Source organism: Muriicola jejuensis, assembly GCF_010671595.1.
GTDB classification, from domain to species: domain Bacteria; phylum Bacteroidota; class Bacteroidia; order Flavobacteriales; family Flavobacteriaceae; genus Muriicola; species Muriicola jejuensis.
Window position 1 is genome coordinate 599,259 of record NZ_JAABOP010000001.1, and the last position, 25,130, is coordinate 624,388.

20 protein-coding genes and 2 tRNA genes are annotated in these 25,130 nt (G+C 47.3%); 13 read left to right on the top strand and 9 right to left on the bottom strand.

The genetic code is table 11. The features are described from left to right. Positions 1-48 precede the first annotated feature (48 nt). From GWK09_RS02740 to clpX, 7 genes are all read left to right on the top strand, one after another. Positions 49-765, top strand: coding sequence for a pyridoxine 5'-phosphate synthase (locus GWK09_RS02740; protein WP_163691477.1), 717 nt, complete (start codon positions 49-51; stop codon positions 763-765). Then, the gene (locus tag GWK09_RS02745; protein ID WP_163691478.1) at positions 762-1,532 is read left to right on the top strand and encodes an alpha/beta fold hydrolase; all 771 of its coding nucleotides are present in this window, start codon (positions 762-764) and stop codon (positions 1,530-1,532) included. The genes GWK09_RS02740 and GWK09_RS02745 overlap by 4 nt, the downstream gene beginning before the upstream one ends. A 122-nt stretch (positions 1,533-1,654) precedes the next feature. After that, positions 1,655-3,280, top strand: a complete 1,626-nt coding sequence (locus tag GWK09_RS02750) for an SGNH/GDSL hydrolase family protein (protein WP_163691479.1) — start codon at positions 1,655-1,657, stop codon at positions 3,278-3,280. Between the two features lie 69 nt (positions 3,281-3,349). Continuing rightward, positions 3,350-3,703 carry a phage holin family protein gene (locus GWK09_RS02755; protein WP_163691480.1) on the top strand — a complete coding sequence of 118 codons (354 nt, stop codon included), beginning with the start codon at positions 3,350-3,352 and terminating at the stop codon, positions 3,701-3,703. 92 nt (positions 3,704-3,795) lie between these two features. After that, positions 3,796-5,118 (top strand): trigger factor, encoded by a 1,323-nt coding sequence (tig, locus tag GWK09_RS02760; RefSeq protein WP_163691481.1) that lies wholly within the window; start codon positions 3,796-3,798, stop codon positions 5,116-5,118. Positions 5,119-5,291: 173 nt separating this feature from the next. Then, positions 5,292-5,972, top strand: a complete 681-nt coding sequence (clpP, locus tag GWK09_RS02765; RefSeq protein WP_163691482.1) for an ATP-dependent Clp endopeptidase proteolytic subunit ClpP — start codon at positions 5,292-5,294, stop codon at positions 5,970-5,972. A gap of 94 nt (positions 5,973-6,066) precedes the next feature. Beyond that, complete coding sequence (gene clpX / locus GWK09_RS02770; RefSeq protein ID WP_163691483.1) at positions 6,067-7,302, top strand: ATP-dependent Clp protease ATP-binding subunit ClpX; 1,236 nt, start codon at positions 6,067-6,069, stop codon at positions 7,300-7,302. Here clpX and GWK09_RS02775 read toward each other — a convergent pair. After that, positions 7,299-7,844: a dienelactone hydrolase family protein gene (locus tag GWK09_RS02775; protein WP_163691484.1), complete on the bottom strand. Its 546-nt coding sequence runs from the start codon at positions 7,842-7,844 to the stop codon at positions 7,299-7,301. The genes clpX and GWK09_RS02775 overlap by 4 nt on opposite strands. Positions 7,845-7,986: 142 nt before the next feature. Further along, positions 7,987-9,501 carry a GH3 auxin-responsive promoter family protein gene (locus GWK09_RS02780; RefSeq protein WP_163691485.1) on the bottom strand — a complete coding sequence of 505 codons (1,515 nt, stop codon included), beginning with the start codon at positions 9,499-9,501 and terminating at the stop codon, positions 7,987-7,989. 77 nt (positions 9,502-9,578) lie between these two features. On the opposite strand from GWK09_RS02780, the gene GWK09_RS02785 reads away from it, so the two are divergent. Continuing rightward, positions 9,579-10,373, top strand: a complete 795-nt coding sequence (locus tag GWK09_RS02785; protein ID WP_163691486.1) for a DUF2797 domain-containing protein — start codon at positions 9,579-9,581, stop codon at positions 10,371-10,373. On the opposite strand, the gene GWK09_RS02790 is transcribed toward GWK09_RS02785, so the two are convergent. Genes GWK09_RS02790 through sppA form a run of 3 tightly spaced genes read right to left on the bottom strand, consistent with a single transcriptional unit; the run spans position 10,366 to position 15,588 of the window. Next, the gene (locus tag GWK09_RS02790) at positions 10,366-13,086 is read right to left on the bottom strand and encodes an AsmA-like C-terminal region-containing protein (protein ID WP_163691487.1); all 2,721 of its coding nucleotides are present in this window, start codon (positions 13,084-13,086) and stop codon (positions 10,366-10,368) included. The two genes, GWK09_RS02785 and GWK09_RS02790, sit on opposite strands and share 8 nt — an antisense overlap. A gap of 30 nt (positions 13,087-13,116) precedes the next feature. After that, a complete protein-coding gene (locus tag GWK09_RS02795; protein WP_163691488.1) occupies positions 13,117-13,827 on the bottom strand; it encodes a queuosine precursor transporter in 711 nt (236 codons plus the stop codon). Positions 13,828-13,830: 3 nt separating this feature from the next. Continuing rightward, positions 13,831-15,588 (bottom strand): signal peptide peptidase SppA, encoded by a 1,758-nt coding sequence (gene sppA, locus GWK09_RS02800; protein WP_163691489.1) that lies wholly within the window; start codon positions 15,586-15,588, stop codon positions 13,831-13,833. A gap of 188 nt (positions 15,589-15,776) precedes the next feature. Between sppA and folK the strand changes: the two genes are divergently transcribed. Then, positions 15,777-16,934 carry a 2-amino-4-hydroxy-6-hydroxymethyldihydropteridine diphosphokinase gene (gene folK / locus GWK09_RS02805; protein WP_163691490.1) on the top strand — a complete coding sequence of 386 codons (1,158 nt, stop codon included), beginning with the start codon at positions 15,777-15,779 and terminating at the stop codon, positions 16,932-16,934. Between the two features lie 7 nt (positions 16,935-16,941). Here folK and GWK09_RS02810 read toward each other — a convergent pair whose 3' ends face one another. Then, complete coding sequence (locus tag GWK09_RS02810; protein ID WP_163691491.1) at positions 16,942-17,484, bottom strand: TrmH family RNA methyltransferase; 543 nt, start codon at positions 17,482-17,484, stop codon at positions 16,942-16,944. 135 nt (positions 17,485-17,619) lie between these two features. Between GWK09_RS02810 and mutS the strand changes: the two genes are divergently transcribed. The 4 genes from mutS to GWK09_RS02830 all read left to right on the top strand — a co-directional run bounded on the left by mutS (position 17,620) and on the right by GWK09_RS02830 (position 21,737). Next, positions 17,620-20,232, top strand: coding sequence for a DNA mismatch repair protein MutS (gene mutS / locus GWK09_RS02815; RefSeq protein WP_204260350.1), 2,613 nt, complete (start codon positions 17,620-17,622; stop codon positions 20,230-20,232). A gap of 209 nt (positions 20,233-20,441) precedes the next feature. Further along, a tRNA-Gly gene (locus GWK09_RS02820) sits at positions 20,442-20,514 on the top strand. Between the two features lie 53 nt (positions 20,515-20,567). Continuing rightward, positions 20,568-20,652, top strand: a tRNA-Leu gene (locus tag GWK09_RS02825). 554 nt (positions 20,653-21,206) lie between these two features. Beyond that, positions 21,207-21,737, top strand: coding sequence for a TPM domain-containing protein (locus GWK09_RS02830; protein ID WP_163691492.1), 531 nt, complete (start codon positions 21,207-21,209; stop codon positions 21,735-21,737). A gap of 82 nt (positions 21,738-21,819) precedes the next feature. Here GWK09_RS02830 and GWK09_RS02835 read toward each other — a convergent pair whose 3' ends face one another. From GWK09_RS02835 to GWK09_RS02845, 3 genes are all read right to left on the bottom strand, one after another. Further along, complete coding sequence (locus GWK09_RS02835) at positions 21,820-22,431, bottom strand: hypothetical protein (protein ID WP_163691493.1); 612 nt, start codon at positions 22,429-22,431, stop codon at positions 21,820-21,822. Positions 22,432-22,436: 5 nt separating this feature from the next. Then, positions 22,437-24,176, bottom strand: coding sequence for an aminotransferase class I/II-fold pyridoxal phosphate-dependent enzyme (locus GWK09_RS02840; RefSeq protein WP_163691494.1), 1,740 nt, complete (start codon positions 24,174-24,176; stop codon positions 22,437-22,439). A 303-nt stretch (positions 24,177-24,479) separates the two neighbouring features. Continuing rightward, complete coding sequence (locus GWK09_RS02845; protein WP_163691495.1) at positions 24,480-25,112, bottom strand: hypothetical protein; 633 nt, start codon at positions 25,110-25,112, stop codon at positions 24,480-24,482. Between the last annotated feature and the right edge of the window lie 18 nt (positions 25,113-25,130).

A 25,130-nucleotide genomic window follows, 5' to 3' on the forward strand; every position in this document is an offset into this window, starting at 1 on the left:
CATGCCTAATTCGTATTTTTGCGGCGGTTCAACGATGATATGTTCTCCATGACGAAACTCAGTGTCAACATCAATAAAATGGCCACGCTCAGGAATGCGAGGGGTGGAAATGTACCCGATGTCATAGCGGTTGCCAGGGATCTTGAAGACTTCGGTGCAGATGGGATCACCGTACACCCCAGGCCCGATGAAAGGCACATCCGATACGCGGATGTCTATGCCCTAAAAGAGGTGCTTAAGACAGAATTCAACATTGAAGGAAACCCGAACCCCAGATTTACCCAGATGGTATTGGAGGTACGGCCTGCTCAGGTAACCCTGGTGCCCGATGCTGTGGACGCCATCACTTCAAACGCCGGGTGGGATACCAAAAAGCACCTGTCCTTCCTGAAGGAAAAGATCAGTGAATTCAAGGCCAGGGGGATACGCACGTCCATTTTTGTGGACCCCGTCCCCGCCATGGTGGAGGGAGCCGCTGAGACGGGAACAGACCGTATTGAACTCTATACCGAAATGTACGCCAGTGTTTACGAGAAAGATCCTGCAAGGGCGATCAAACCCTATGCGGAGGCCGCCGAGCTGGCTCATTCGCTGGGGCTGGGGATCAATGCCGGACACGACCTCAGCCTCGATAATATCGGGTATTTCAGCAAAGGGATCCCTCACTTGCTGGAAGTATCCATAGGCCACGCCCTGATCTGTGAAGCGATCTACCTTGGGCTGGAAAATGTCGTCAACATGTACAAACACAGACTGAGGTCATGAAAGGTTTGTACGCCAATGTAATGGGATCAGGCCCACCCCTGCTGATCCTGCACGGCTTCCTCGGCATGTCAGACAACTGGAAGACCCTCGGCACCCACTATGCAGATGAAGGGTTTGAAGTACACCTGATAGACCAAAGGAATCACGGCAGGAGCTTCTGGTCCGAGGAGTTCAACTACACCGTACTGGCCGAAGACATCAAGAACTATATGGCAGAACACGGGATTACTTCTGCCCATGTCCTGGGTCATTCCATGGGAGGGAAAACGGCCATGCAATTTGCCTGCACCTATCCCGAGAAGGTCATTTCCCTGATCGTTGCCGATATCGCCCCCAAATACTATCCCCCCCACCACGATTACATCCTGAACGGGTTGCGGTCCCTCTCACCCCAAGACCTCACTTCCAGGACCACCGCAGACGAGGCCCTTTCCCGGCATATCAGTGACTGGGGAATCCGACAGTTCCTGCTGAAGAATCTGTACTGGAAGGAGAAAGACCAGCTGGCCTTCCGTTTCAATCTTGAGGTCCTGTCAGAAAGGATGAACGAAATTGGCGAATCCATAGGCAGTACTGATAGGTATTTAGGGCCAGCCCTATTTATAAGAGGCAGCCGCTCCGAATACGTGCAGGAAGAAGACCTCTCAGGAATCAGGGTCCACTTCCCCCGGGCTATTCTCAAAACGGTCGAAAATGCAGGCCACTGGCTGCATGCCGAGAATCCCGATCAATTTCTTGAATTTACCCTGTCCTTCCTGAATTCATAACACGCTTGTCGTTTTTTCGAAGGATCCGTAATTCTACCGGGGCAAAATTGCGTGTGTCATAATTTTGGTTAAATTTGAGACCACTGACATTCATTACGTACTATCAACTCAAATTCTTCTCAATGAAAAAGCTTTTTGCCCTTCTGGCATTCTTCGGGATGCTGTTAATGTCCTGTAGTGACGACGATGCTACGGTGATCACCAACCCGCCGCCGGAACCGGTCAATTACACAAGCGGAACAGCGGATTTTTCAAACTACGTGGCCGTGGGAAATTCTCTGACCGCAGGATATTCCGATGCGGCCCTGTTTATCGATGGACAAACGGCTTCTTTTCCTAACATGCTGGCCCAGAATTTTGCGCTTGCAGGAGGAGGCTCTTTTTCTATTCCCTTCATGGCCGACAATTTAGGTGGGGCTACTCTCAATGGAACACCCATCCTGGGTAACAGGCTCATCCTCTCGTTTGCCAGTGGATCGCCTACCCCGGTACCTGTCTCAGGGCAGGGTTCCACGGAGATCGGCAATACCTTAACAGGTCCATTCAACAACATGGGGGTGCCGGGAGCCAAAAGCTTTCACCTGGTGGCTCCGGGATACGGAAATGTTGCCGGAGTACCCATTGGGGCGGCCAACCCTTATTACGCCCGTTTTGCCAGTTCTGCCTCTGCTACGATCATTGGTGACGCTGTATCCCAGAACCCAACCTTTTTCACTCTGTGGATAGGCAATAATGATATCCTGAGTTTTGCCACTTCAGGCGGATCGGGAGTAGATCAAACCGGAAACCTGGATCCAAGCACCTATGGCAGTAATGACATCACGGATCCGAATGTTTTCGCCAGTGTGTACGATGGCCTTTTGCAGGCATTGACCGCGAATGGAGCTGACGGGGTAGTCCTCAACCTGCCGGATGTTACCACTATCCCCTATTTCACCGCCGTACCTCATAACCCCCTGGATCCAACCAACCCGGCTTTCGGGCCTCAGATCCCTCTGCTGAATACAATTTTTGGCACACTCAACCAGATCTATACGGCCATTGGTCAGACACAACGCATAGTGGTCTTTTCGGAGACCGAAGCAAGTCCAGTAGTGATCATTGATGAGAGCCTGCCCAATATTTCAGCTACGATCGCAGGGGCACTTTTGGCAAACGGGCCTGCCTTTGAAGCCTTTATCGCCCAATTCGGTCTGCCTCCCCAGGCGGCCCCTCTGGTCGCCAATCTGCTGGGAACCACCTACGGGCAGTCCAGACAAGCTACCCCGGAAGACCTGATCGTCTTTCCGAGCGCTACTGTCATAGGGACGGTCAACGCCACCTCCGTTCAGAATCTGGTAGCCCAGGGACTTTCTGCCCAGCTGGCAGGTCAGTTTTCCGTAGAAGGCGTTTCCCTTCCCCTTGCAGACAAGTGGGTACTTACCCCGGATGAACAGGCATCGGTAACAGCCGCACAGGCCTCGTACAACCAGACTATTGAGGCACTGGCCCAGGCCTACGACCTGGCTTTTGTGGATGCTGAAGCCTACCTGCAAACTATTGCTGATGTGGGGATCCCATTGAGTGACGGAAGCACGATCACAGCTACCTATGCCAGAGGAGGAGGATTCTCCCTTGACGGGGTTCACCCTTCTCCAAGAGGATATGCCCTTGTTGCCAACCTCATCGTGGATGCTATCAATGCCAAATACGGTTCTAACCTTCCAGGGGTAGATCCTCTGGATTACACCGGATTATACATCCAGTAATCAGATAATTTTTATAATTTAAAGGCACGCTTCAGGGCGTGCCTTTTTTTAAACCCTAATTCCGAGATTATGAAATTCTTACTGAGGATGCTCCTTTCAGCCCTGGCCGTAATATTGCTGGCGAATCTGCTGGGAGGTGTACACGTAGATTCCTTTTTAATAGCCGTTATTGTGGCCCTGGTTCTCGGCCTGCTCAATTTTATCGTCAAACCCATTCTGATCATATTCACCTTACCCGTGACCATCCTGACCTTCGGGTTATTCCTCCTGGTTATCAATGCGCTGATTATCCTGTTGGCAGATTGGCTCGTGACCGGATTTTCGGTAGATAATTTCTGGTGGGCCCTTCTTTTTAGCCTCTTGCTGTCTTTTGTGCAATCCATATTTTTCTCTGCTCTGAAAGAACCGGAGCAGGCGAAATAAAAAGCGGGGGGCACAAGTCCTTAAAAACTTGTTCCACAGTGTAAAATGTACTACTTTTGCCTCCCTTTTGGGCACATAAATCACATTTATTCATGAACATTAGCAAGGAGCAGATCGATGACCTGAACGCAGTTGTTAAGGTCGACATCAGCAAAGAGGATTACCACGACAAGGTGGAGAAAATACTGAAGGATTACCGAAGGCAGGCTAACATCCCCGGGTTCAGGAAAGGACAGGTCCCCATGGGACTGATCAAAAAGCAGTACGGCAGGGCCGTGCTCGTGGATGAGGTAAATAAGTTGCTGCAGGACAATCTGAACAAATACCTGAACGAGGAAAAGCTTGACGTACTGGGCAACCCCCTGCCGAAGCAGCAGGATAGTTTCGACTGGGACCGTGAAGAATTCTCCTTTGAATTCGAACTTGGCCTCGCCCCGGAATTCGACGCGAACCTCAAAACAAAAAAACCCGTCACACACTACAAGATCGTAGCAGATAAAAAGATGATCGAGGAGCAGATAGAACGTATCCGCAAACAGTACGGCAAACTGATCTCCAAGAAGGAAGTGGGCAAAAAGGACGAGGTTACCGGTACCTTTACCAATCAGGCGGAGGAAATAGACCATAAGTCGACCCTCGAACTCGACAAGATCAAGAACAAAAAGGTACTGGAATCCCTTACAGGTAAAAAGCCGGGGGATGTTGTAACCCTTAAGACCAAGGGGCTTTTCAAGGAGGATTACCTGCTCTCGGGAGCTTTGGGCATCAACCGCGACAAGGCTGACAACCTGAATATAGAGGTGAATTTTACCATTGAGGAGATCAATGAAAGGCAGCCTGCGGAACTCAATCAGGAGCTCTTCGACAAATTGTTTGGCAAGGATAAGATCACCTCTGAGAAGGAACTGAAGGAACGACTCAAGGCAGATGCCGAAAAGCAATTTGAACAGCAGGCAGACCAGAAGCTCCTCAACGATGTGACAGAGCGCCTGATCGAGACCACTAAGTTCGACCTGCCTTCTGAATTCCTTAAAAAATGGATCCAAATGACAGGGGAAAAACCTTTGTCCCCGGAAGAAGCGAATGACGAATACGAGAAGTCCGAAAAGGGGTTGAGGTACCAGCTGATCGAAGGAAAGATCATCAAGGACCACAATATCGAACTCACCTTCGACGAGCTGAAGGAATTTACCAAAGGTTTCATCAAATCCCAGATGGCCCAGTACGGCCAGATGAATCCGGCTGAAGAAGAGCTGGATGCCATCGCAGGAAGGGTGATGAGTAACCAGGAAGAGGTAAAACGCCTTTCAGAACAACTCATGAGCCAGAAATTGCTGGCCCTGTACAAGGAAAAAGCCAACCTGAAGGTGAAAGAAGTCACCTATGAAAACTTCGTGAAGGAAGTGTACGGGTAACCCTTTTCACCGGTTCAAATAAGGGGAACAATAACCTTCCTGTCATGGTGTTAAGACTATTGTAAAATTGATAGGCAACTGTATCCTGCCATCGATTTTCATGAAAATTAAGTATCTTAGCTGAGCCGAATGTATACGATTCGGCTCAATTTTTTTAATATCGTTTTCCACATATGAACTACGGACAAGAATTCAAAAATTTCGCAATAAAAGATCAGGGGATCAGCAGTTTGTACTACGATGACATCCTCAGGAGTATGTATCCCGTGAACATGACCCCCAATATCATTGAGGAGCGCCAGTTAAACGCCATAGCCATGGACGTTTTCTCCAGGCTGATGATGGATCGCATCATTTTCCTGGGCACCGGGATCAGCGACCAGGTGGCCAACATTGTCCAGGCACAATTGTTGTTCCTGGCCAGTGCAGACTCTTCCAAAGACATACAGATCTACATCAATTCTCCGGGAGGGAGCGTGTACGCAGGATTCGGCATCTATGATACCATGCAGTTCATTAAACCTGACGTCGCCACCATTTGTACGGGTATGGCCGCATCCATGTCAGCCGTTCTGCTCTGCGCAGGAGAAAAGGGCAAACGAAGCGGACTCAAGCATTCCAGGGTGATGATCCACCAGCCCATGTCAGGGGCGCAGGGACAGGCCAGTGACATTGAGATCGCAGCGAACGAGGTGCTGAAGATCAAGGATGAGCTTTACACCATTATCTCCAAGCATTCAGGCCAGCCGTTTGACAAGGTGTACGAGGACAGTGACCGGGATTACTGGATGAAAGCAGAGGAGGCCCTTGCCTACGGGATGATAGACGAAATCCTGGAAAGGGATAAAGACTAATGATTGTGTTTTATCCGTGAAAACTAACCGACGGACCGGTTGGTGAACCAAAATCAGAATTATTTCGTTATTATAGGCGATAGTACAGAGAAAAATGGCAAAGGAAAACCTAGAATGCTCTTTTTGCGGTCGGAAAAAGCCCGAAACGAACCTGCTGATAGCGGGCCTGGATGCCCATATCTGTGATCGATGTATCGAGCAGGCACACGGTATAGTGGCTGAGGAGTCCAAGCAATCCAAGACAGACGACCTGTCTTCGGAATTGACTCTTAAAAAACCGCTGGAAATCAAGGGCTTTCTGGATACCTTTATTATCGGACAGGAGCGTACCAAAAAAGTGCTCTCCGTAGCCGTATACAACCATTACAAACGACTCCTTCAACCCAGTTCCAAGGAGGACGAGATCGAGATCCAGAAGAGCAACATCATCATGGTAGGTCAGACCGGAACAGGAAAAACCCTGATGGCCCGTACCATTGCCAAGATGCTGAACGTACCTCTCGCTATCGTGGATGCCACGGTGCTCACAGAGGCCGGATATGTGGGAGAAGACGTAGAAAGTATATTGACCAGATTACTGCAGGCAGCGGATTACAACCTGGAAAAAGCCGAAAGGGGCATCGTATTTATCGATGAGATCGATAAGATCGCACGCAAAAGCGACAACCCGTCTATAACCAGGGATGTTTCAGGGGAAGGCGTACAACAGGGGCTACTAAAACTTCTAGAAGGCACGGTAGTGAACGTCCCTCCAAAAGGAGGAAGAAAACACCCCGACCAGAAATTTATCGAGGTAAATACCGAAAATATCCTTTTTGTAGCCGGAGGTGCCTTTGACGGTATCGAGCGCATCATCACCAAAAGGCTGAACATGCAGGCCATCGGTTATAGCGCAGCCCGGATAGAAGAAAACATAGACCAGGATAATGTATTGCAGTACATCATCCCCAAGGATCTGAAGGAGTTTGGTTTGATCCCTGAGATTATAGGGAGGTTGCCTGTGCTCACCCATATGAATCCGCTCGACAAGAAAACACTCAGGGCGATTCTAACAGAACCCAAGAATGCGATCATAAAGCAGTACGAAAAACTGTTTGCCATGGACGGAATCACCTTCCAAATCACAGAACAGGCCCTGGATTATATCGTGGACAAGGCTATAGAATACAAACTGGGAGCACGAGGGCTGAGATCTTTATGCGAAGCCGTGTTTACAGATGCTATGTTTGAACTTCCGAGCAGTGATGACACGGAATTCAAGGTCACCAAACCATATGCAGAGGAAAAACTTTCCTACGAGACCATCAAGAAGCTAAAGGCGGTCTCTTAAATCTGAAATTTTTTGTGGATTACCGCATCCAGGAGGGTCAGACAGACCTTTTGGATGATCTTTTCATCCGAGTACAGCTCGTGTCCGAAATCCGATAAGACCTCCAATGAAACTCCTTTCTTTACGGCCCATTCCTCGGCCGGAATATGCTGGTCCCTTTCTCCGTACAACAAACGAACAGGACAGTCGGGAGCAGGAATATCATCGGGAATGTTCATAGGGGCCATGGCGTACAACGACTTCATTGGCAGGCCCCTGTGGGCAGCATGCCATGCCACGGTACCCCCGCAACAGAATGTGAGGTAGTGTGCCGCTTTCTTTTCCTTATTCATGAGCTGAGCCACAGCCGTTTCCATACCTCCCTGCTCAAAGGACTTCAACAGGTTCTCAGAAGAGCAAACAACCAGGTCGACATCCGCCAACTGGAAGGTGTCATAATATTGAATGTCGAAATATTGCTGCAGATACCCTAGGTAAGAGGTGATCCAAAGACCTTTTTTAGACCCCCATAAATCGGAAAGGATAACCAGTTTTTCTGCCATGATGATAAAGTTGTGGTTAAGTTCGGTGCAACAAGTTGGGCATTATCGGGGAATGTCGACCTATTTATTTGACGATCGGATGCGTTTTATCGATATAGTAGCTTAAAGCCTGGGGTATTCGGGATATACAGGTATTGTTTTTTTACCCGTTCATCTGGAGAAGCTCATCCAGATAGGCCCTGTCATTGGAGAGCCTGGGGATCTTGTGCTGGCCTCCGAGCTTGTCCTTGGATTTCAGCCAGTCGTAGAAGAGGTTCTCCCTCGCTATGTGAATGGTTGGCATATTCAGGGTCATATTGTTGTAACGCTTGGCCTCGTAATCAGAGTTCAGGGTTTTGAGTGCCTTATCCAGAGACTTTGTAAAGTCACCCATCTTTTCAGGCGGTTTCCGGAATTCGATCATCCACTCATGCGCCCCTTTTTCCTTCCCTGACATAAAGATAGGGGCCACTGTATAGTCCTTTATCTGAGCTCCGGTTTCCCGACATATTTGCTCCAGAGCTTTTTCTGCGTTCTCGATGATGAGTTCTTCCCCAAAGACATTGATATGGTGTTTGGTCCGGCCCGTGATCTGTATTCGATAGGGATCCGTGGAAGTGAACCTGACGGTATCCCCTATTTTGTAACGCCAGAGGCCAGCATTAGTGGTGATGATGATGGCGTAATTCTTTCCGGTCTCCACCTCCCACAGGGGGATGGTCTTCTGCTCCTCGGTACCATACTGGTCCATAGGGATGAATTCGTAAAAGATGCCGTAATCGAGCATCAGGAGGAGGTCATCCGCATTGTTCCTGTCCTGAATGGCAAAGAATCCTTCAGAGGCGTTGTAGATCTCGTAGTACCTGAAATTCTTTCTGGGAAGAAGCCTGTCGTATTGTTCTCTGTATGGTTTAAAACTCACCCCCCCGTGAAAATACACCTCCAGATTTTCCCAGATCTCGAAGAGATGTTGTTTCCCGGTCTCCTCCAGGACATTGTTCAAAAGCACGAGCATCCAGGATGGCACTCCCGCCAAACTGGTCACATTCTCCTGAATACTCTCGCGGATAATGGCGTGCATCTTGGATTCCCATTCGCTCATCAGGGATACTTTATTGCTGGGGGTGCTGCTCAATTCTGCCCAGAAGGGCATATTATCGATCAGGATGGCCGAGAGGTCCCCGAAAAAAGTACCGTTGTCCTCATACAACTCCTTGCTTCCGCCAAGCCTGAGGCTTTTCCCTGTGAAGAGCTGGGAATTTTCGTTGTTGTTCAGATACAAACATAGGAGATCTTTACCCGATTTGTAGTGGCAGTCTTCCAGGGCCTCAGTACTTACCGGAATGAACTTGCTTTTTGCGTTGGTGGTACCGCTGCTCTTGGCAAACCATTTGATGGCGGTGGGCCAGAAAATGTTCTGTTCTCCCCTTCTGCTCCGCTCGATCATGGGCTCAGCTTCCTCGTAGGAGATGATAGGTACCCGATCCCTGAATTGTTCGTAGTTTTCGATGGATGTGTATCCGTAGTGGCGGCCGATCTCGGTGTCCTCGGCGATCTCGAGCAATTGTTCCAGCACTTCCTGCTGAACCTCGGCCGGGTACTTAAGAAACAGCTCAATCTGGTGATACCGCTTTTTGAGCAGCCAGGAAGCAATGGAATTGAATAATGGAATCGGCATTTTTAGGTATCTTTGGCCCGTTTTGATAAAGAGTCAAAAGTTAGCAATTTTAACCGAATTTCTAAACAAACCAGCCTATGCAGTTTGAAGGGGTTTTGCGCAAGATGAGAACGGAGGTCGGGGACCCTATCCAGTATTACCTGTTGTTCGAAACAGATTTCCTGAATGTGAACCAGGTTCTCGGGCAGAAATTGCGAATCAACTTCCTTCGGTATCAATGCCTCAACTGCGGACTGGAAAGACCTATTTTCAGGCAGGGGTTCTGCCGGAGTTGTTTTTACGAGATCCCTGCGGCCGGGGAATGGATCATGCATCCCGAGCTTAGCACCGCTCACCTGGGGAAAGAAGACAGGGACCTCGAATACGAAAAGAGGATGCAATTGCAGCCCCATATCGTATACCTGGCCAATTCGAGCAACATCAAGGTAGGTGTCACCCGCAAGTCACAGGTGCCCACACGGTGGATAGACCAGGGTGCCCATGAGGCCATAGAGATCGTGGAAGTTCCCAACAGGTATTTGGCAGGGATCACGGAAGTGGCCCTAAAGGAACACATCGCAGACAAGACCAATTGGCGGAAGATGCTGACCAACCAGATAGATGATGAGGATCTCGTGAATTGGCGCAATAAGCTACGCCCTTATATCCCTGAAGAAGCTGCGCCTTACTTTATCGAAAACAACAAGGAGACTGAAATCCATTTTCCGGTCCTCCATTACCCCGAAAAGGTAAAGAGCCTGAACCTGGAAAAGACCCCTGAATTCGAAGGAGAGCTAATCGGCATCAAAGGACAGTATCTCCTCTTTGAGGATAATACTGTTTTTAACGTCAGGGGAAGCGAGGGCTATTACGTAGGCCTGAGTCTTAGTTGACAGAGTCTTTTTTCACCACTACGGAATCCTTCTTCTTTTTCTTCAATAAACCCCCCAGTACCGATTTCGCAGCCTCTTTAACCGCCTGGTTTGGCGTTCCGGCCGCCGTGCTGTCCCTGCGGGTCGAATCCGTTTTCTGGGTCCCTGAGGTCAGGATATTCCCTAAAGTCTTCTTCACCTCATCGGTTGTGGTAGTCTTTGTGCCCGTGCTGTCTGCCTTCTTCCCTGCCAAAAGGCCTTCCAAAAGAGTAGAAGCCTTTTCCTTACCCTGATTGAGAAGCTTTTGTTTCTGTATCTCCACCAGGCTGGCCGTGAGGTCCTTCACCCCTGTGGTAAGGTCCGTTTTCACCTGGGGACTGCTGTAGTTCCCACCTATGGACACCCCTACGGGAATAGTCAGGTCCTCCAAACTGTTGTCATTGATCCTGGCAATAAGGCTGTTCACTTCAGAACCCAGGTATCTGGCAGGAACATCCAGCCTGGCCCTGTAATTGAGCTGGTTGTCAAAGCTATGGCTGCCATCTACTGTTACGGCTATATCCTGGTATTTAAATGTCATGGGGCGGACGGTAACCACTCCGTCCTTGAATGAAAGGGTAGTCTTTAATCCGCTCAGGTTGAGTTTTGCAGGGTCAAAGAACTGGAGCTGTGAGGCCATGGCATTGAGCACGTTGGCCTTGTTTGTATTGATGCTGGTCTCGAAGATCTCAGCCAACACATCACCGGTGATGCTTTCCAGTTTGGGTGTGAATTCGGGACTCAGGATGCCGGAAAGGGAAATCCGGGAATTCAATTTTCCCTGCAGGGCTGATGCCACAGGCGCCAGGGCCTTTAACAGATCCAGATTGCTAAATGCCTCCGCCAGTTGAAATTGTTCCACACCCAGCTTCATGTCAAAAACCGGAACTTCACCTTTGGTGGATACGGAACCGTCCAACAACAATTTGCCCTTGAAAAGGGAAGAAGAGAAATTGCTAAGGGTAGCCGTTTCGTCCTTTACCTTTATGTTTCCCTCAACATCCCTCAGGACCAGGTTGTCATATAGGACGGTCTGGGCCCTGGCATCAATGCTGCAATTCAGGAAGGACGGTATCTTGACGGATGCAGTCTCTGCCTTCTTGTTCTCACCCGAAGTTGCCTCGGTATCTTCCACCATAAAGTCATTGAGGGAAAAGGTGTTGGATTCAAGGCTGAATACACCCTCCACGTCCTCCTTGTTGAACATAAAGCCCAACAGGTTGGAAAGGGTACCCTTGATGTCAAAATCGGTTTTCCCCAGGTTGCCCTGCATTCGGTTCAGGGTGATCCTCTCAGGTTTGAAGTCGATAGAGACCAGGCTGAACCTGGCAGGGGCCGTCAGTTCCTCACTGTTGTATTCAAATCCCTCCAAGCTCAACTTGCCGGAGGTACGAGTTTTGGCGTATTGCTTATTTTCCAGCGTGGCCATATCGAATGCCGTGGTCACATCTGCCTTGAGCAGACCTTTGAGGTTCTGTTCGGCCGCGTAGGGATAGGCCTTAGACAGATTGGCCAGGTTCATATTCGCATCGATGTGAGCATTCACCCGGGTATTGCCGGTCAGGTCCCTGAGGTCTGCCTCCATGGCGAAGCGGTCCTGATCGATGTTAAAGGAGGCCTTTTCAACCGTAACGTAAGTGTCCTTTACCAACCCCGTTTCATTAATGATCTCTGCCGCTAGGACGATGTTGTCTACCGATTTGGGCAGATCGGGATATTTAAAGGAAGCTTTATCTGATCGGATGTCTATTCGGAATGCGGGAATGTGCTCTTCGTCTATCCTGCCTTTGAACTCGCCTTTGACCACAAAGTCGCCTGTAGTGCTAACCCCATTGATGTCTTTGGAGTATTTCTCCGGAAACAGGGCCAGGAAGTTCCTGAAATCAGAGGAGGGGGTCTCAAAAGTGATGTCGACCTTATTAAAGTCTTCCTCCACGCGCACAAAACCTTCGAACACCAGGGGCAGTTGGTTTACCAACCCTTTATTCTCCAGGAAGGTGTAGGTATTGGTCTGGAGGTCGATCCCAAGAAGGGCATCAAGGACCACCTTATGCCTGTTCAGGTATTCGGTGCCGTCCATACTCAGGCTTACCAGCCCTTCGGTACGGGTATCCAGCCTGGATTCATTCAGGGACAGGTCTCCGGAACCCTTGTGCTGTAGTCCTGTTAGGTCGAGGTAGATCCCTCCTGCCTTGTCTGTGTATACCAGGCGGGAATCAGTGAACCCATACTCCTGCAGGTCCAGGGTAAATCCGCTTTCACCGGAAGGGTCTTCCCCGGGGGAATCCTTCTCTTTGGCTATCTCGTAATTGGGCCTTTCTTCCTCATCAAACACAATATTGACATAGGCCTTTTCCAGGGTAAGTTCCCGTAGTTTGATGGGTTCCGATGCACCCTTGAACAGCTCGTAGACCGAAAGGGAGAGATCGATGCTGGCTGCGCTGAACAGGGTATCCCCCTCAAAGGGCGCTGCCGTGGTCAGCACGGCTTCTTTTATGCGCAGGTGGGCATTGGGAAAGCTCCGGATCAGGCTAAGGCTGGCATCGGCAAAATCGAAGGTTCCTGTGATATTGCTGTTGACCTTATTTTTTATGATCTGGCCGATCCTGCCTTCCAGGATGAAGGGCAGGGCAACAATGGCTCCGATGAGGATCAGCAGGATAGCAGCTGCAATTTTTACAACTTTCTTTTTCATGTTATGAGATTTTGAGACGGGAAATCAGGATCAGATATCCAGGACGATCTCCTCGCCCATTTTCAATCCAAACCGTTTCCTTAGGATATATACGAAAAAATAAAGAAAAGGGGTGTCTAAGACCGCAATAAATACCTTAAATAAAAATCCGCTGATCACGAGACCGGTAAAGAGGGTCCACGGCAGGACCCCGAAGATACAAAGCAAGCCTACCACCGTAAAGGTATCGATGAACTGGGAGAGGAAGGTGGAAAAATTGTTCCGTATCCATAGGTATTTTCCCTTTGTGACCCTTTTCCAGAAATGGTATATGGCGATATCCACATATTGTGCGCAGAGGTAGGCGATCATAGAGGCGAGGACAGCGATCGGTGATAGGGCGAACACCTTTCTGAAGGTCTCATCATCTATAGGCGATTCCGGGATGGCTGGAGCCAATTCTGCCAGCAGGATGATCCCCATGGAAAAGAAGGAAGCAAAGATACCCGCCGTTACGATCTGGTTGGCCTTTTTCTTCCCGTAAATCTCCGAGATAAGGTCTGTGATCAGGAAGGTGATGGGGTACGGGAGGATCCCGACCGAGATCTCGAAGAGGGAGGCGCCGTAGACAGAAATCTCACCAAAGGGTCTCCAATAAAAGAATTTCTGAAAAATGAGGTTGGATACGACCAGGGAGGTGATAAATAGGGCCCCCAGGTACAGATAGATCTTATAGGCAACCTTCCTGTCCTTATCCGTCATTTTCTATCGAATGGTTATGCTGAAAGGGATCCTGGCCTGTACCCCCTTTTGTTGAACGGCATTTCTGACTTCCCTGTAAAGACGATAGCCGTCCTCCCCCATTTCTGATCTCAGCAGGTCTTCCTTGGCTCTCTCACTGGCTCCTGAGAGATCCTCCATAAGCATCTCGAAATTGGATTTATACCTGGGATACCTCCGAATGCTGAAGGAGGAAATATCTGCCAATTCAGCTGCCACCTCAATGGCATCATCCAGACCGCCAAGCTGGTCTACAAGACCCAGTTCCAGAGCTTCTGTCCCGCTCCACACCCGGCCCTGGGCCAAGCTGTCTGCACGTTCCACCGTAATATTTCTACCTGAAGCTACCCGCTGAAGAAAGGTTTGGTAGGTGTTCTCTATGCTTTCTGTGATCACATTTCTGAATTCGGGGCTCATCGGTTCAAAGAGGGAGTACTCGGTTGAATATTCATTGGTTTCTACCTGTTCTGCATTGATCCCGATATCCCTGGCCAGTTCACTGATATTTGGGATGGTTCCAAAGACCCCGATGGATCCGGTAATCGTCGTAGGCTCTGCCAGGATTTTGTCTGCCGCGGCGGCTATATAATATCCTCCTGAGGCAGCCACGTCGCCCATGGAAACCACCACCGGTTTCACCTTTTTGGTGAGTTCCACTTCCCTCCAGATCAGATCAGAGGTGAGGGCACTTCCTCCTGGGGAATTCACCCGTAAGACCACGGCTTTTATTTTGTTGTCCTCCCGGGCTCGGATAAGGGCTTCATTGATAAGTCCCTGCCCTATGAAGTTAGGGCCGCCTTCCCCGTAGAAAATTTCACCCTGCGCATAGATCACGGCTATTCGGTCACTCCCCTTGTAAATCGATTTTTTTCGGGCCTCTTTCATATAATCATTGAGCTCCACATAATCGATATCCTCGTCATCAGAGATCCCGAGGGCAGTTTTGATCCGGCTTTCATACTGGTCCATATACAAGGTCCCGTCTATGAGTCCGGAACGCAGGGCCAGGGCAGGTGTTCTTCCACCGAGGCTATCCGCAATGGCATTGAGGTCTGCCGGCTCCAATACTCTGTCCGAGGATACATCATCCAGGATACTGGCCCAGATGGATTCGAGCAATTCCCGGATCTGTGTCCTGTTCTCTTCACTCATTTCATCCTGCAGGAATGGTTCCACGGCACTTTTGTATTTTCCATGGCGCACGACCTCCATCTTTACTCCTGTCTTTTCCTGCAATTTCTTAAAGTAGAGCACTTCAGCTGAAAGCCCTCTGAAATCCATGTTCCCAACCGGATTGAGGAAGACACTGTCTGCCACACTGGCCAGGAAATAATCCTTTTGCATGTACATGTCGGCATAGGCGTAGACGAATTTTCCGGACTCTTTGAAATCCGTTAGCGCATCCCTGATCGCCTTTACCTGGGACCATCCGGCCATTACGAACTGGTTCCGCACACTGATCCCCTTGATCCTGTCATCCGTCTTTGCCACGGCAATCGCATGCAGGATATCATCAAGACCCACAGCATCTTCAAACAGTCCGGCAAAGGGGTCAGCCTCATTATTACCCGTATAGTCATTGATGGGGTCCTTGATCTGGAGGTCCAGTACGGAATTGCGTTTTACCACAACCCCTTCTTCCGCACCGGCAAGACTGATAAAGATCAGGAACATAAAAAACAGGATGCCGAAGGCTATGAGGGTTCCCAGGATCGCAGCCAACAGATTTCTCAAAAAATTCATAAGGATCTTTTAATCGGACCAAAGATAGTGAATGTGCTAATCTCCTTGAATCAACCCTCCATATTTTCACAAAATGGACTTATAGGCATCCCCTATTTCACGGGGCTTGCCAGAATGGAAAACGTCAGCTTCTAGTGAATACCTTAATGGGTCTTATTCAATTTCTTTTTCATTATTTTGCCAGAACTATGACACCTCTTCATACGGTCTATATATCCCTGGGAAGCAACGAGGGGAACAGGGTCTATTACCTGCAGAAAGCTCTATTCCTGGTCGGGGAGAAAATAGGATCAGTACAAAAGATCTCCCCGGTCTATGAATCCCCGGCATGGGGTTTTGAATCGGATCCCTTCCTCAATACCTGTGCGGAAATTGAAACGGCTCTGACCCCGGAACAGGCATTGGACCACATACTCGAAATAGAAAAGTCCCTTGGTAGAATTCGATCTGAAGAGGAGGGATACCGGTCGCGCACTATTGACATTGACATCCTCTATTTCGATAAAATCGCAATAGAAAGTGAGCGTTTAAAGATCCCTCACCCCGGTATCCCCTTCAGGAGATTCGTACTGAAACCCCTGGCCGACATTGCGCCCCAATTCTACCATCCCGTTCTGAATAAGGATACGCGCAACCTGTTGCAGGAATGCAGGGACGAATCCACGCTGACCAAGACCGATATCAAACTCCATACGGATTGGGAAGAGAAGTTCGCTGACCTCCATTTTGTGACGATTGAGGGGAATATAGGAGCTGGAAAAACCTCCCTTGCTCAGAGGATCTCAGAAGATTACAAGGCTAAACTCGTCCTCGAGCGCTTTGCGGACAACCCTTTCCTTCCTAAGTTTTACGAAGACCAGGCGCGCTATGCGTTCCCCCTGGAGATGTCCTTTATGGCCGACCGATACCAGCAATTCACGGAAGACACCACTCAGTTCGACCTGTTCAAGAAGTTCATGGTGAGTGATTACGACGTGTACAAAAGCCTCATCTTCGCAAAGATCACCCTTCAACCTGATGAATACCTCCTTTATAGGAAAGTATTCGACCTGATGTACCGCGAGGTTCGCAAACCGAATCTCTACCTCTACCTATACCAGACCACGGACCGTTTGCTGGAGAATATAAGGAAGAGGGGCAGGAGTTATGAGCAAAGGATCGAACCCGATTACCTGGAACGCATTAACAAGGGCTATTTCGACTTTATAAAGAGCTATCCAGAACAAAAAACGCTTATCTTGGATGTAAGTGAGCTCGATTTTGTTCAAAATCCCGCCGATTACGAATACGTGCTGGACCGCATCCTGCATTTTACCGCAGCTTCACAAACGCGTTCAAAAAAATAAAGTATTCCTACCTGTTTTTGGAGATTTCACGGAGTTTACTCCAAAAATCCCACACTACCACTCCGGCGCTTACCGCGATGTTCAGGGAGTGTTTGGTCCCTTCCTGTGGAATTTCCAGTACCCCTTGGCAGGCATTGACCACTTCCTGGGTCACCCCCTTTACCTCGTTTCCAAAGACCAGGGCATACGGTTTCTCAGTTGAGGGTTTGAAGGTGTTGAGTTGATCTGCCCCAACGGCCTGTTCCACGGCCAGGCAGCGATACGTTTCCCGGAGTTCAAGGATGAGTCCGAGGCAATCTTTTCGGTATTCCCAGCTGACACTCTCGGTGGCTCCCAGGGCCGTTTTCCGTATGTCCTTGTGGGGAGGGGTGGCCGTGATCCCGCACAGGTAGATCTTTTTGACCAGGAATGCGTCCGCAGTCCGGAAGACCGACCCAATATTATGAAGGCTTCGAATGTTTTCGAGGATAAGGACAAGGGGCGTTTTTTCGGCCTCTTTAAAGGCCTCGACATCCAGCCGGTCCAGCTCTTTGTTCAGCAGTTTGCGCATTCGGTCTCAAATCGATATCCGATGGTCCAAGTTATCCCAAAATATCAACAAGTGTTTACATTGCCTGGGCAAATCGATACCTTCGTTTTACAGGTGTAAAGATAAGCCCAAAGAGGAGGATCAAAAGGAAACACTATGAAAAAAACCGGGAAGGTGACCCCGCTGATGAAGCAATACAACACCATCAAGACCAAGTATCCTGATGCGCTCTTGCTATTCCGCGTAGGTGATTTTTATGAGACTTTCGGGGAGGATGCTGTAAAGGCCTCGCGAATCCTCGGGATCATCCTTACCCAGAGAAACAACGGCGGAGATCGCACGGAACTAGCGGGCTTTCCTCATCACTCCCTGAATACCTATCTGCCCAAACTGGTAAAAGCGGGGCAACGCGTGGCCATATGCGATCAGCTGGAAGACCCCAAACAGACCAAGACAATTGTCAAAAGGGGTGTCACCGAACTCGTTACCCCGGGTGTAGCCCTGAATGATGACATCCTTTCTTCCAAAAGCAACAACTTCCTCTGTGCCCTCCATTTTGGAAGTAAAGCCTATGGCATCGCTATGCTGGACATCTCCACGGGGGAATTCTTAACCTCGGAAGGCAGTGCAGAAGAAATGGACACCCTCCTGCAGCATTTTAACCCGAGTGAGGTCCTGATTTCCAAAAAACACAAGACGGATTTCGCGGAAACCTTCGGCACGGCCTATCACACCTTTTTATTGGAAGATTGGATCTACCAGCAGGATTACGCGAATGAATCCCTCTGCAACCACTTCAAAACGGCCTCCCTGAAAGGATTTGGCATCTCTGGCCTCACACTGGGGATCATAGCGGCCGGTGCCGCTTTGCACTACCTGTCCGAGACCGAGCACAGGAGGTTACAGCATATCACCAGTCTGGTACGCATCGGAAATACAGACCATGTCTGGATGGACCGGTTTACGATCCGGAACCTGGAACTTTACCAATCCCCTCACCCGGAAGCGGTGACCCTGCTTCAGGTGATAGACAAAACAAAATCCCCCATGGGAGGGCGCCTGCTGAAGCGCTGGCTGGCATTCCCCCTAAAAGACCTGGAAAAGATCCGGGGCAGGCATAAGTCTATAGCGTATTTCCTGGAAGAGGAAGGTCTGCATCGGAAAATGCAGGAACGCATTGATAAAATGGGGGACCTGGAAAGACTGGTCGCCAAGATCGCCACAGGCAGGATCAACCCCAGGGAGGCCGTTCAGCTGAAGAATTCCCTGGAGGCCGTCGTTCCGGTGAAGCAGTGGATGACCGGAACGGGGAACCAGGCTGTGGATGCGATCGGGGAAAGCCTGGATACTTGTGAGGAACTCAGGACGCGTATCAAAGAAGTGCTCAGTGAGGATGCCCCTGTAAATGTTCTGAAAGGAAATACAATAGCTCCCGGATTTTCGGCAGAGCTCGATGAGCTTCGCGGCCTGGCTACCTCCGGAAAGGATTACCTGGACCAAATGCTGGCCCGTGAGACAGAGCGCACCGGTATCAGCAGTTTGAAGATCGCCTCCAACAACGTTTTCGGCTATTATATCGAGGTTCGCAATACGTATAAGGACAAGGTCCCGGAAGACTGGATCCGGAAACAGACCCTGGTCAATGCAGAGCGGTATATCACGGAAGAGCTGAAAGAGTATGAGGCCAAGATCCTGGGTGCGGAGGAGCGTATCCTGGAGCTGGAACAGCAGCTCTTTTCCCAGCTGGTGCTGTGGATGCATGCATACATCCATTCCATACAGGAAACGGCCAAAGGGATTGCCAGCCTCGATTGCCTTTGTGGCTTTGCTCAACTGGCAAGGGAGAACCGGTATGTGGTCCCGTCCATGAACGATTCCACAGCCCTTCATATTACCCAGGGGAGGCACCCGGTCATTGAAAACCAGCTTCCTCCCGGTGAAGCCTATATCCCGAACGATGTGATCCTCGACAGGGAGAACCAGCAGATCATCATGATCACCGGGCCCAACATGAGCGGGAAATCTGCCATCCTTCGCCAAACGGCACTTATCGTCTTGCTGGCACAGATAGGGAGTTTTGTCCCCGCAGATGAAGCCACCATAGGAATGGTAGACAAGATCTTTACCCGTGTAGGTGCAAGCGACAATATTTCCCTGGGAGAATCCACCTTTATGGTGGAAATGAATGAGACCGCTTCTATTCTGAACAATCTCTCCGAGCGCAGTTTGTTGCTGCTGGATGAGATAGGAAGGGGTACGAGCACCTATGACGGGATCTCCATTGCCTGGGCCATAGCAGAGTATCTCCACGAGCATCCCAGCAGGGCAAAGACCCTTTTTGCCACTCACTACCACGAACTGAACGAAATGGCTGCGACCTTTGAGAGGATCAAAAATTTCAATGTGAGCGTCAGGGAATTAAAGGATAAGGTTTTGTTCCTGCGAAAGCTAAGTCCGGGTGGAAGCGCCCACAGTTTCGGGATACACGTGGCCAGGATGGCCGGTATGCCCCAGCAGGTGCTCCACAGGGCTGAGAAAGTGATGAAAAAACTGGAGCAGAGCCATTCGAGCGAAGAACTCACCGGAAAACTGCAGGCAGCTGCCTCTGAGATGCAGCTGAGTTTCTTTCATCTCGATGACCCCCTGCTGGAGGAGATCAAGGACGAGATCCTTACCCTGGACATCAATACCCTCACCCCCGTGGAGGCCCTGATGAAACTCAACGAGATCAAGCGCTTGCTAACCAAGAACAAGAAGGCCACTTCCTGAGGACTTTGGAGGTTTCCCCACTTTCTTTTTCCCCCGAAAGTTCTTTGGATTTTACAGAATTGTATTAAATTTGCGTCCGCATCTGTTGGAGATGCGTTGTTCTGTACACATGCGAAAATAGCTTCCTGTACTACAGCTTAGCTGAGTACAGGAGTAGAGCGCCAAACAAATGCAGTATGCGTTTAAGCTTGGAAGCTATTTACAATGATGCGAAAATAGCTCAGTTGGTAGAGCGCCACCTTGCCAAGGTGGAGGTCGCGGGTTCGAATCCCGTTTTTCGCTCAGAGAAAACGCTGCATGCAGCGTTTTTTTGTTTTATCAAGTTTCTACCGGAGGCTCGAGTGGTGGAATTGGTAGACACGTTGGACTTAAAATCCAATGGCCATTACGGCCGTGCGGGTTCAAGTCCCGCCTCGAGTACAGATGCGAGAAAAAGCCAGCGCAGCGCGCTGGTTTTTTTATTTCAGGTCGCCAAGCCAAGCTTGCTTGAGCGAAGGCGGATGAAATAAAAAACCGGCATGAAATGCCGGCTTTTTCTCGTTCAAAATGACGTCACGGGACTCACGAAGTCCGACAGGACGAGTAATTCCCGCCTCACTTATCAAAAATTCAATACCCGAGTAAGAGCCGCATGGAATGCCGGCTTTTTCTCGTTCAAGATGTTCGGGGGGGACTCAACGACGAAGGAGTTAATTCCCGCTTTTTTAATAGATATTTCCAATTTTCCCAGAGTAAGAGCCGCATGAAATGCCGGCTTTTTCTAGAATTCAACTTTACTTATTAACCATTTATTTTTTGAAATTCATATACCTATCACATCCACGGACGCACTAAAATACCTATGCATGTCCATTAATTCTTTTATTCATAATTGGTTCTAGTACTGATATTTTGACCTACATTACTGCATCAAGGATTAATTTAATCTTTAACCAATAAGCTGCATATCATTTACTAACACTATTTGAATCGATATGAAAAACAAAATTATAATCGTGTGCCTATTTCTATTTTCATCCTGTAATGATAGTAAGTCCGTAAAGAATAGTTCCGATGCTGAAGTCAAGCCTGAATTAAAAGAAGCTTCACTGCCTGACAAATTCCGAGAACCTCTGGGATACGTATCAGATTTCGAGAATCTATTTACGGTACAGCAAATAAGTGAGCTGGAAAAGCGATTATCAGAATTCGAATTAATTAACAAGCGAAAAATTTCAATTGTAACCGTAGATTCAATTGAACCTTATGAAGACATATTAGATTTCGCAACCCATTTAGCGAAAGAATGGGGTACCCTTGATGGGGATCCCAATAATGGTCTTCTAATTTTATTTAGCAGATCCATTGGTCAAATAAGTATAGTGACCGGTATAGAAACGAGGGAAAGAATAACTGATGAAGTTTGTGAGAAAGTAATCAACAAAATCATTCTTCCTGAATTTAAAAATGAGAATTATTTTATCGGTATTGATAAAAGTGTGACGTATCTGATCAAATACTGGTAATTCGCCCAGCGTACATGCAGCCTTTTAGAAATCATATGAGGCTTTACTCATATGATCTTAATTGGCAAGCGGATAGGAAATTTCATTCTATTCGGAGAAATATTTTTTCATACTTCATTTTAGTGAATGGATTAATCATCAATAGAAACAATCCACCACTGTGAAATTCTGCCGTTTCAAAAAGTAAATTATTATCCCTATTCAGTGTTAAACGGATTCTTTTTTTATCAATATCACCAAATAAATAGGGAATGCCCCTCATTTTGAAACTCCGATTTTTTAAATACAGATAACCATCATTTCTAATTCCAAATCTTATTTTCTTCTGCCTTATAATACTATCGCCTTCCAAATAATCTATCGCCAATTTTTTATTATCAATAACCTCAATTGTAAATGAATATCGTTTTGAGGGATCAACTATAATTTTTTTAGTTAGCCATCCATTATTTAGTTCATCATAAAAGGTATGATAAACCCCCAAATCCGAACTTGTTAAGTTCCAGGTCCTGGCAGTATCCTTTGTAGGCCCAGAATAAATGGGTTCAAGTTCATATCTACCATTTATTGACGATATCTTTAAAATAATTGGCGACTGATCGATAACGGATCTTTTAGGGAACGAGGCACATCCGATAAATAAAATACTTGAAACTAGATATAGAAGTGGCAGAGTATAGCTAGACCTGTCCATTATTTTTATACGCTACAAATTTTAGCATCTCTTATGGAGGATTTAATTAAAACTTTTTTAAAAATTTTAATCATCATATGATTCGTCGCTCTGTCTTTTACAGCAATTCTAATGGTATGTGTTCCGAAATTGGTCCCCATATTAGACACATTTCTAATGAAAAGTCCATTCTCTCTGCATTTGGATACAATAAAATCGGCATTGGGACCATTTTCTGGTAAATAACAAAGAATGAAATTTGCTTTAGTTGGAATAATCTCTAATGTTGTGATTTTCATCAGCTCTCTTGAAAGCTCATCTCTTAAGACTTTAGTTTTTTCATAGCATTTTTCGTAATAATCATTGTCTTTTATTGCAATTACTGCTGCTATTTGGGCCGGCAAACTTACAGCCCATGGAGGAGAAATAGACTTGAGCTTTTCAAGTTGATAAGGTGATGCACATAAATAGGCAGAGCGCAGACCACTTAGCGCATACACTTTAGACATTGACTTGCAGATTATAATATTCATACTTTTGGTTGCAAACTTTTCGAGGGACTGATTTTTACCTGTGTATTCTACATATGTCTCATCTAACCAAATGCGTGTTGGAAGCGAGATTTGCTTCAGAACTGTTTCCAATTTTGTTCGAGAAACGTACTGCCCTGTGGGACTGTTTGGATTGACAATTACTATGAGATCATAATTGCTTTTGGCCATTGAAACAAGCCTATCAGGATTTAAATTATAGTTCTCCTCTTTAAACAATTTTAGTCGATCCACTTTGCATCCTATAATATTCTTTAAAACATGTTCATATTCACCATACATCGGATCAAGTATAAGAACATGTGATTTGGAAGTCAGCCATTCTCTGAAGGCCAGAAAAATGAGATCTGAAGAACCAGCTCCTGGCAGTATATTATAAGGTTTAACACCACGCATTTTTGCAATACTATTAGCCATTCCACTGCAATCAGTTGGCGGCGAAGTTTTACTGATCCAGGAAAGATGTTTATTTAATTCTTTCAGGATTTTTGGAGATGGATCAAACCAAGCGTCCAGAACATCAGCATTAATAATTTTTTTTCGTCTGTTTAGGTTGTCAAACTCATTTCCTATGGCCTTAAAAAAATGACCGCCATGATAACATTCTGATGGTTTAAAAAAAGGGATCGCTAAATGCCAATTGCACTGACTTTCTAACTTTATAAAAAGTTGTTTTAAATTTTTGTCCGCAAAAGTGCCTAGTGCACCAACATTGCCCAGAAGTAATTCAAATTTTACTTCACCTGATTTAATGGTTTTTTGCATTGCTTTAAAACCTAATTTTAAATACATGCTTAAAACTTCAGTCCTACCAATGGCCATGATGTTTGTACCACCGTTTGATTCAATCCACCTAAAGGCTGACCACATCAGAGCTAATGCTATAGGCCGTCCACGATACTCTTGAATGACTGTTAATATTCTCATCTCATATGAGCCCTCATCGACTTTAAAAGGCAGGTCTTTTCTGTTAAGATATTTATCTATAGAGAACTGATCCATGTGGGGAGGAGTAATGCTTATAAAGCCAACTATTTTCTGATTTATTTTGGCACAGATATAAGTATTAAAATCATCTAATCTATCGCGAAAAAGTTTTAATTCATTTTCTGAATGTTGCCTTAATTCAGTGCCGTATACTTCGTGTCTAAGATGATAGATTTTATCTCGATCCTCCTCAGATGCAATTGAGATAGTGATTTTTTTCTCGGTCATAATTGTTTATTCTGACGTCTCTATTTTGTAACAGCATTGATTATTTAATTATGTGACTTTTTAAAAGCCGGCGGTCTTGTAATTATTTAGCCACATTATTTAAGCGAAGTCCCTGCTCTTGGCCTGTCCAATTCGAACATGAAATCCAAGTACCGGCCTTTAACCATTCAGGTCGGTACTGGATTTATTCAATAAAGAAGATTTTGCATTAGTGGGAAGGTAGCTATTTATAACAGGTGCTGTTAGCCCAAAATTAATCATACCTGCATTTAACAAATAATAAGAATTTATCTGTTACCTGGTCTATTTTGTATAAGGGATCCTTCTTGACACTTTCCGCATCAGCACATTGATTAGATCATCCGCAGAAGAGCCCAATCCGCCTTTGACATTCTTAAAATAGTTGACCACCACTTCGTTATCCATATGGATAAAGTCCATATTCACCGTCGCATTCTGGGTCGCCCCAACAAAACCGAAAGCGGCCATGCCTAATGCCGCAGCATCAGACATGGGTTTATTTGTAGAATATTTGCCAGTGACCACCACATCCACACCAAGAATCTCACAGATCTTTGCAGATACTTGCTCGAATGCCTTTAAAGGCTCTATTCCAGCATCTTTTAGCAGTGAATTCGTGATCGTCGGATTTTGAACGCCAACCAGGAGTTCTCCCCTTTTCTCCCTGGTCAGAAACCAGGAGTACATCGCTTTTTGAATATTGAGCGCTTCCTCATTTTCAATTTCCCTGATCTGTGCGGGTGTGAAATCCTTTAACTCCTTAGGCCTTAGCTTTACCGAGGTGTCTAATGGCAATATTGCGATCGTCTTCGTACCGGCCACATAAGTCTCGGCATCGGGGTGGACGTACAGTTTTGTCTGAGACTGCAGAGCGATCGCAGACATTATCAGCATGCTAAATAGTATCTTTTTCATGATTTGAAATCTTTAGAT

What these genes read in the sequence shown, in the direction of transcription:
- GWK09_RS02830 (WP_163691492.1), top strand. Translation starts at nt 21,207, where the DNA reads ATGAAAAACAAAATTATAATCGTGTGCCTATTTCTATTTTCATCCTGT.
- GWK09_RS02745 (WP_163691478.1), top strand. Translation starts at nt 762, where the DNA reads ATGAAAGGTTTGTACGCCAATGTAATGGGATCAGGCCCACCCCTGCTG.
- GWK09_RS02775 (WP_163691484.1), bottom strand. Translation starts at nt 7,844, where the DNA reads ATGGCAGAAAAACTGGTTATCCTTTCCGATTTATGGGGGTCTAAAAAA.
- GWK09_RS02810 (WP_163691491.1), bottom strand. Translation starts at nt 17,484, where the DNA reads ATGCGCAAACTGCTGAACAAAGAGCTGGACCGGCTGGATGTCGAGGCC.
- GWK09_RS02755 (WP_163691480.1), top strand. Translation starts at nt 3,350, where the DNA reads ATGAAATTCTTACTGAGGATGCTCCTTTCAGCCCTGGCCGTAATATTG.
- GWK09_RS02840 (WP_163691494.1), bottom strand. Translation starts at nt 24,176, where the DNA reads ATGACCGAGAAAAAAATCACTATCTCAATTGCATCTGAGGAGGATCGA.
- GWK09_RS02780 (WP_163691485.1), bottom strand. Translation starts at nt 9,501, where the DNA reads ATGCCGATTCCATTATTCAATTCCATTGCTTCCTGGCTGCTCAAAAAG.
- GWK09_RS02785 (WP_163691486.1), top strand. Translation starts at nt 9,579, where the DNA reads ATGCAGTTTGAAGGGGTTTTGCGCAAGATGAGAACGGAGGTCGGGGAC.
- clpX (WP_163691483.1), top strand. Translation starts at nt 6,067, where the DNA reads ATGGCAAAGGAAAACCTAGAATGCTCTTTTTGCGGTCGGAAAAAGCCC.
- GWK09_RS02740 (WP_163691477.1), top strand. Translation starts at nt 49, where the DNA reads ATGACGAAACTCAGTGTCAACATCAATAAAATGGCCACGCTCAGGAAT.
- GWK09_RS02790 (WP_163691487.1), bottom strand. Translation starts at nt 13,086, where the DNA reads ATGAAAAAGAAAGTTGTAAAAATTGCAGCTGCTATCCTGCTGATCCTC.
- GWK09_RS02845 (WP_163691495.1), bottom strand. Translation starts at nt 25,112, where the DNA reads ATGAAAAAGATACTATTTAGCATGCTGATAATGTCTGCGATCGCTCTG.
- sppA (WP_163691489.1), bottom strand. Translation starts at nt 15,588, where the DNA reads ATGAATTTTTTGAGAAATCTGTTGGCTGCGATCCTGGGAACCCTCATA.
- mutS (WP_204260350.1), top strand. Translation starts at nt 17,620, where the DNA reads ATGAAAAAAACCGGGAAGGTGACCCCGCTGATGAAGCAATACAACACC.
- GWK09_RS02795 (WP_163691488.1), bottom strand. Translation starts at nt 13,827, where the DNA reads ATGACGGATAAGGACAGGAAGGTTGCCTATAAGATCTATCTGTACCTG.
- GWK09_RS02835 (WP_163691493.1), bottom strand. Translation starts at nt 22,431, where the DNA reads ATGGACAGGTCTAGCTATACTCTGCCACTTCTATATCTAGTTTCAAGT.
- GWK09_RS02750 (WP_163691479.1), top strand. Translation starts at nt 1,655, where the DNA reads ATGAAAAAGCTTTTTGCCCTTCTGGCATTCTTCGGGATGCTGTTAATG.
- clpP (WP_163691482.1), top strand. Translation starts at nt 5,292, where the DNA reads ATGAACTACGGACAAGAATTCAAAAATTTCGCAATAAAAGATCAGGGG.
- folK (WP_163691490.1), top strand. Translation starts at nt 15,777, where the DNA reads ATGACACCTCTTCATACGGTCTATATATCCCTGGGAAGCAACGAGGGG.
- tig (WP_163691481.1), top strand. Translation starts at nt 3,796, where the DNA reads ATGAACATTAGCAAGGAGCAGATCGATGACCTGAACGCAGTTGTTAAG.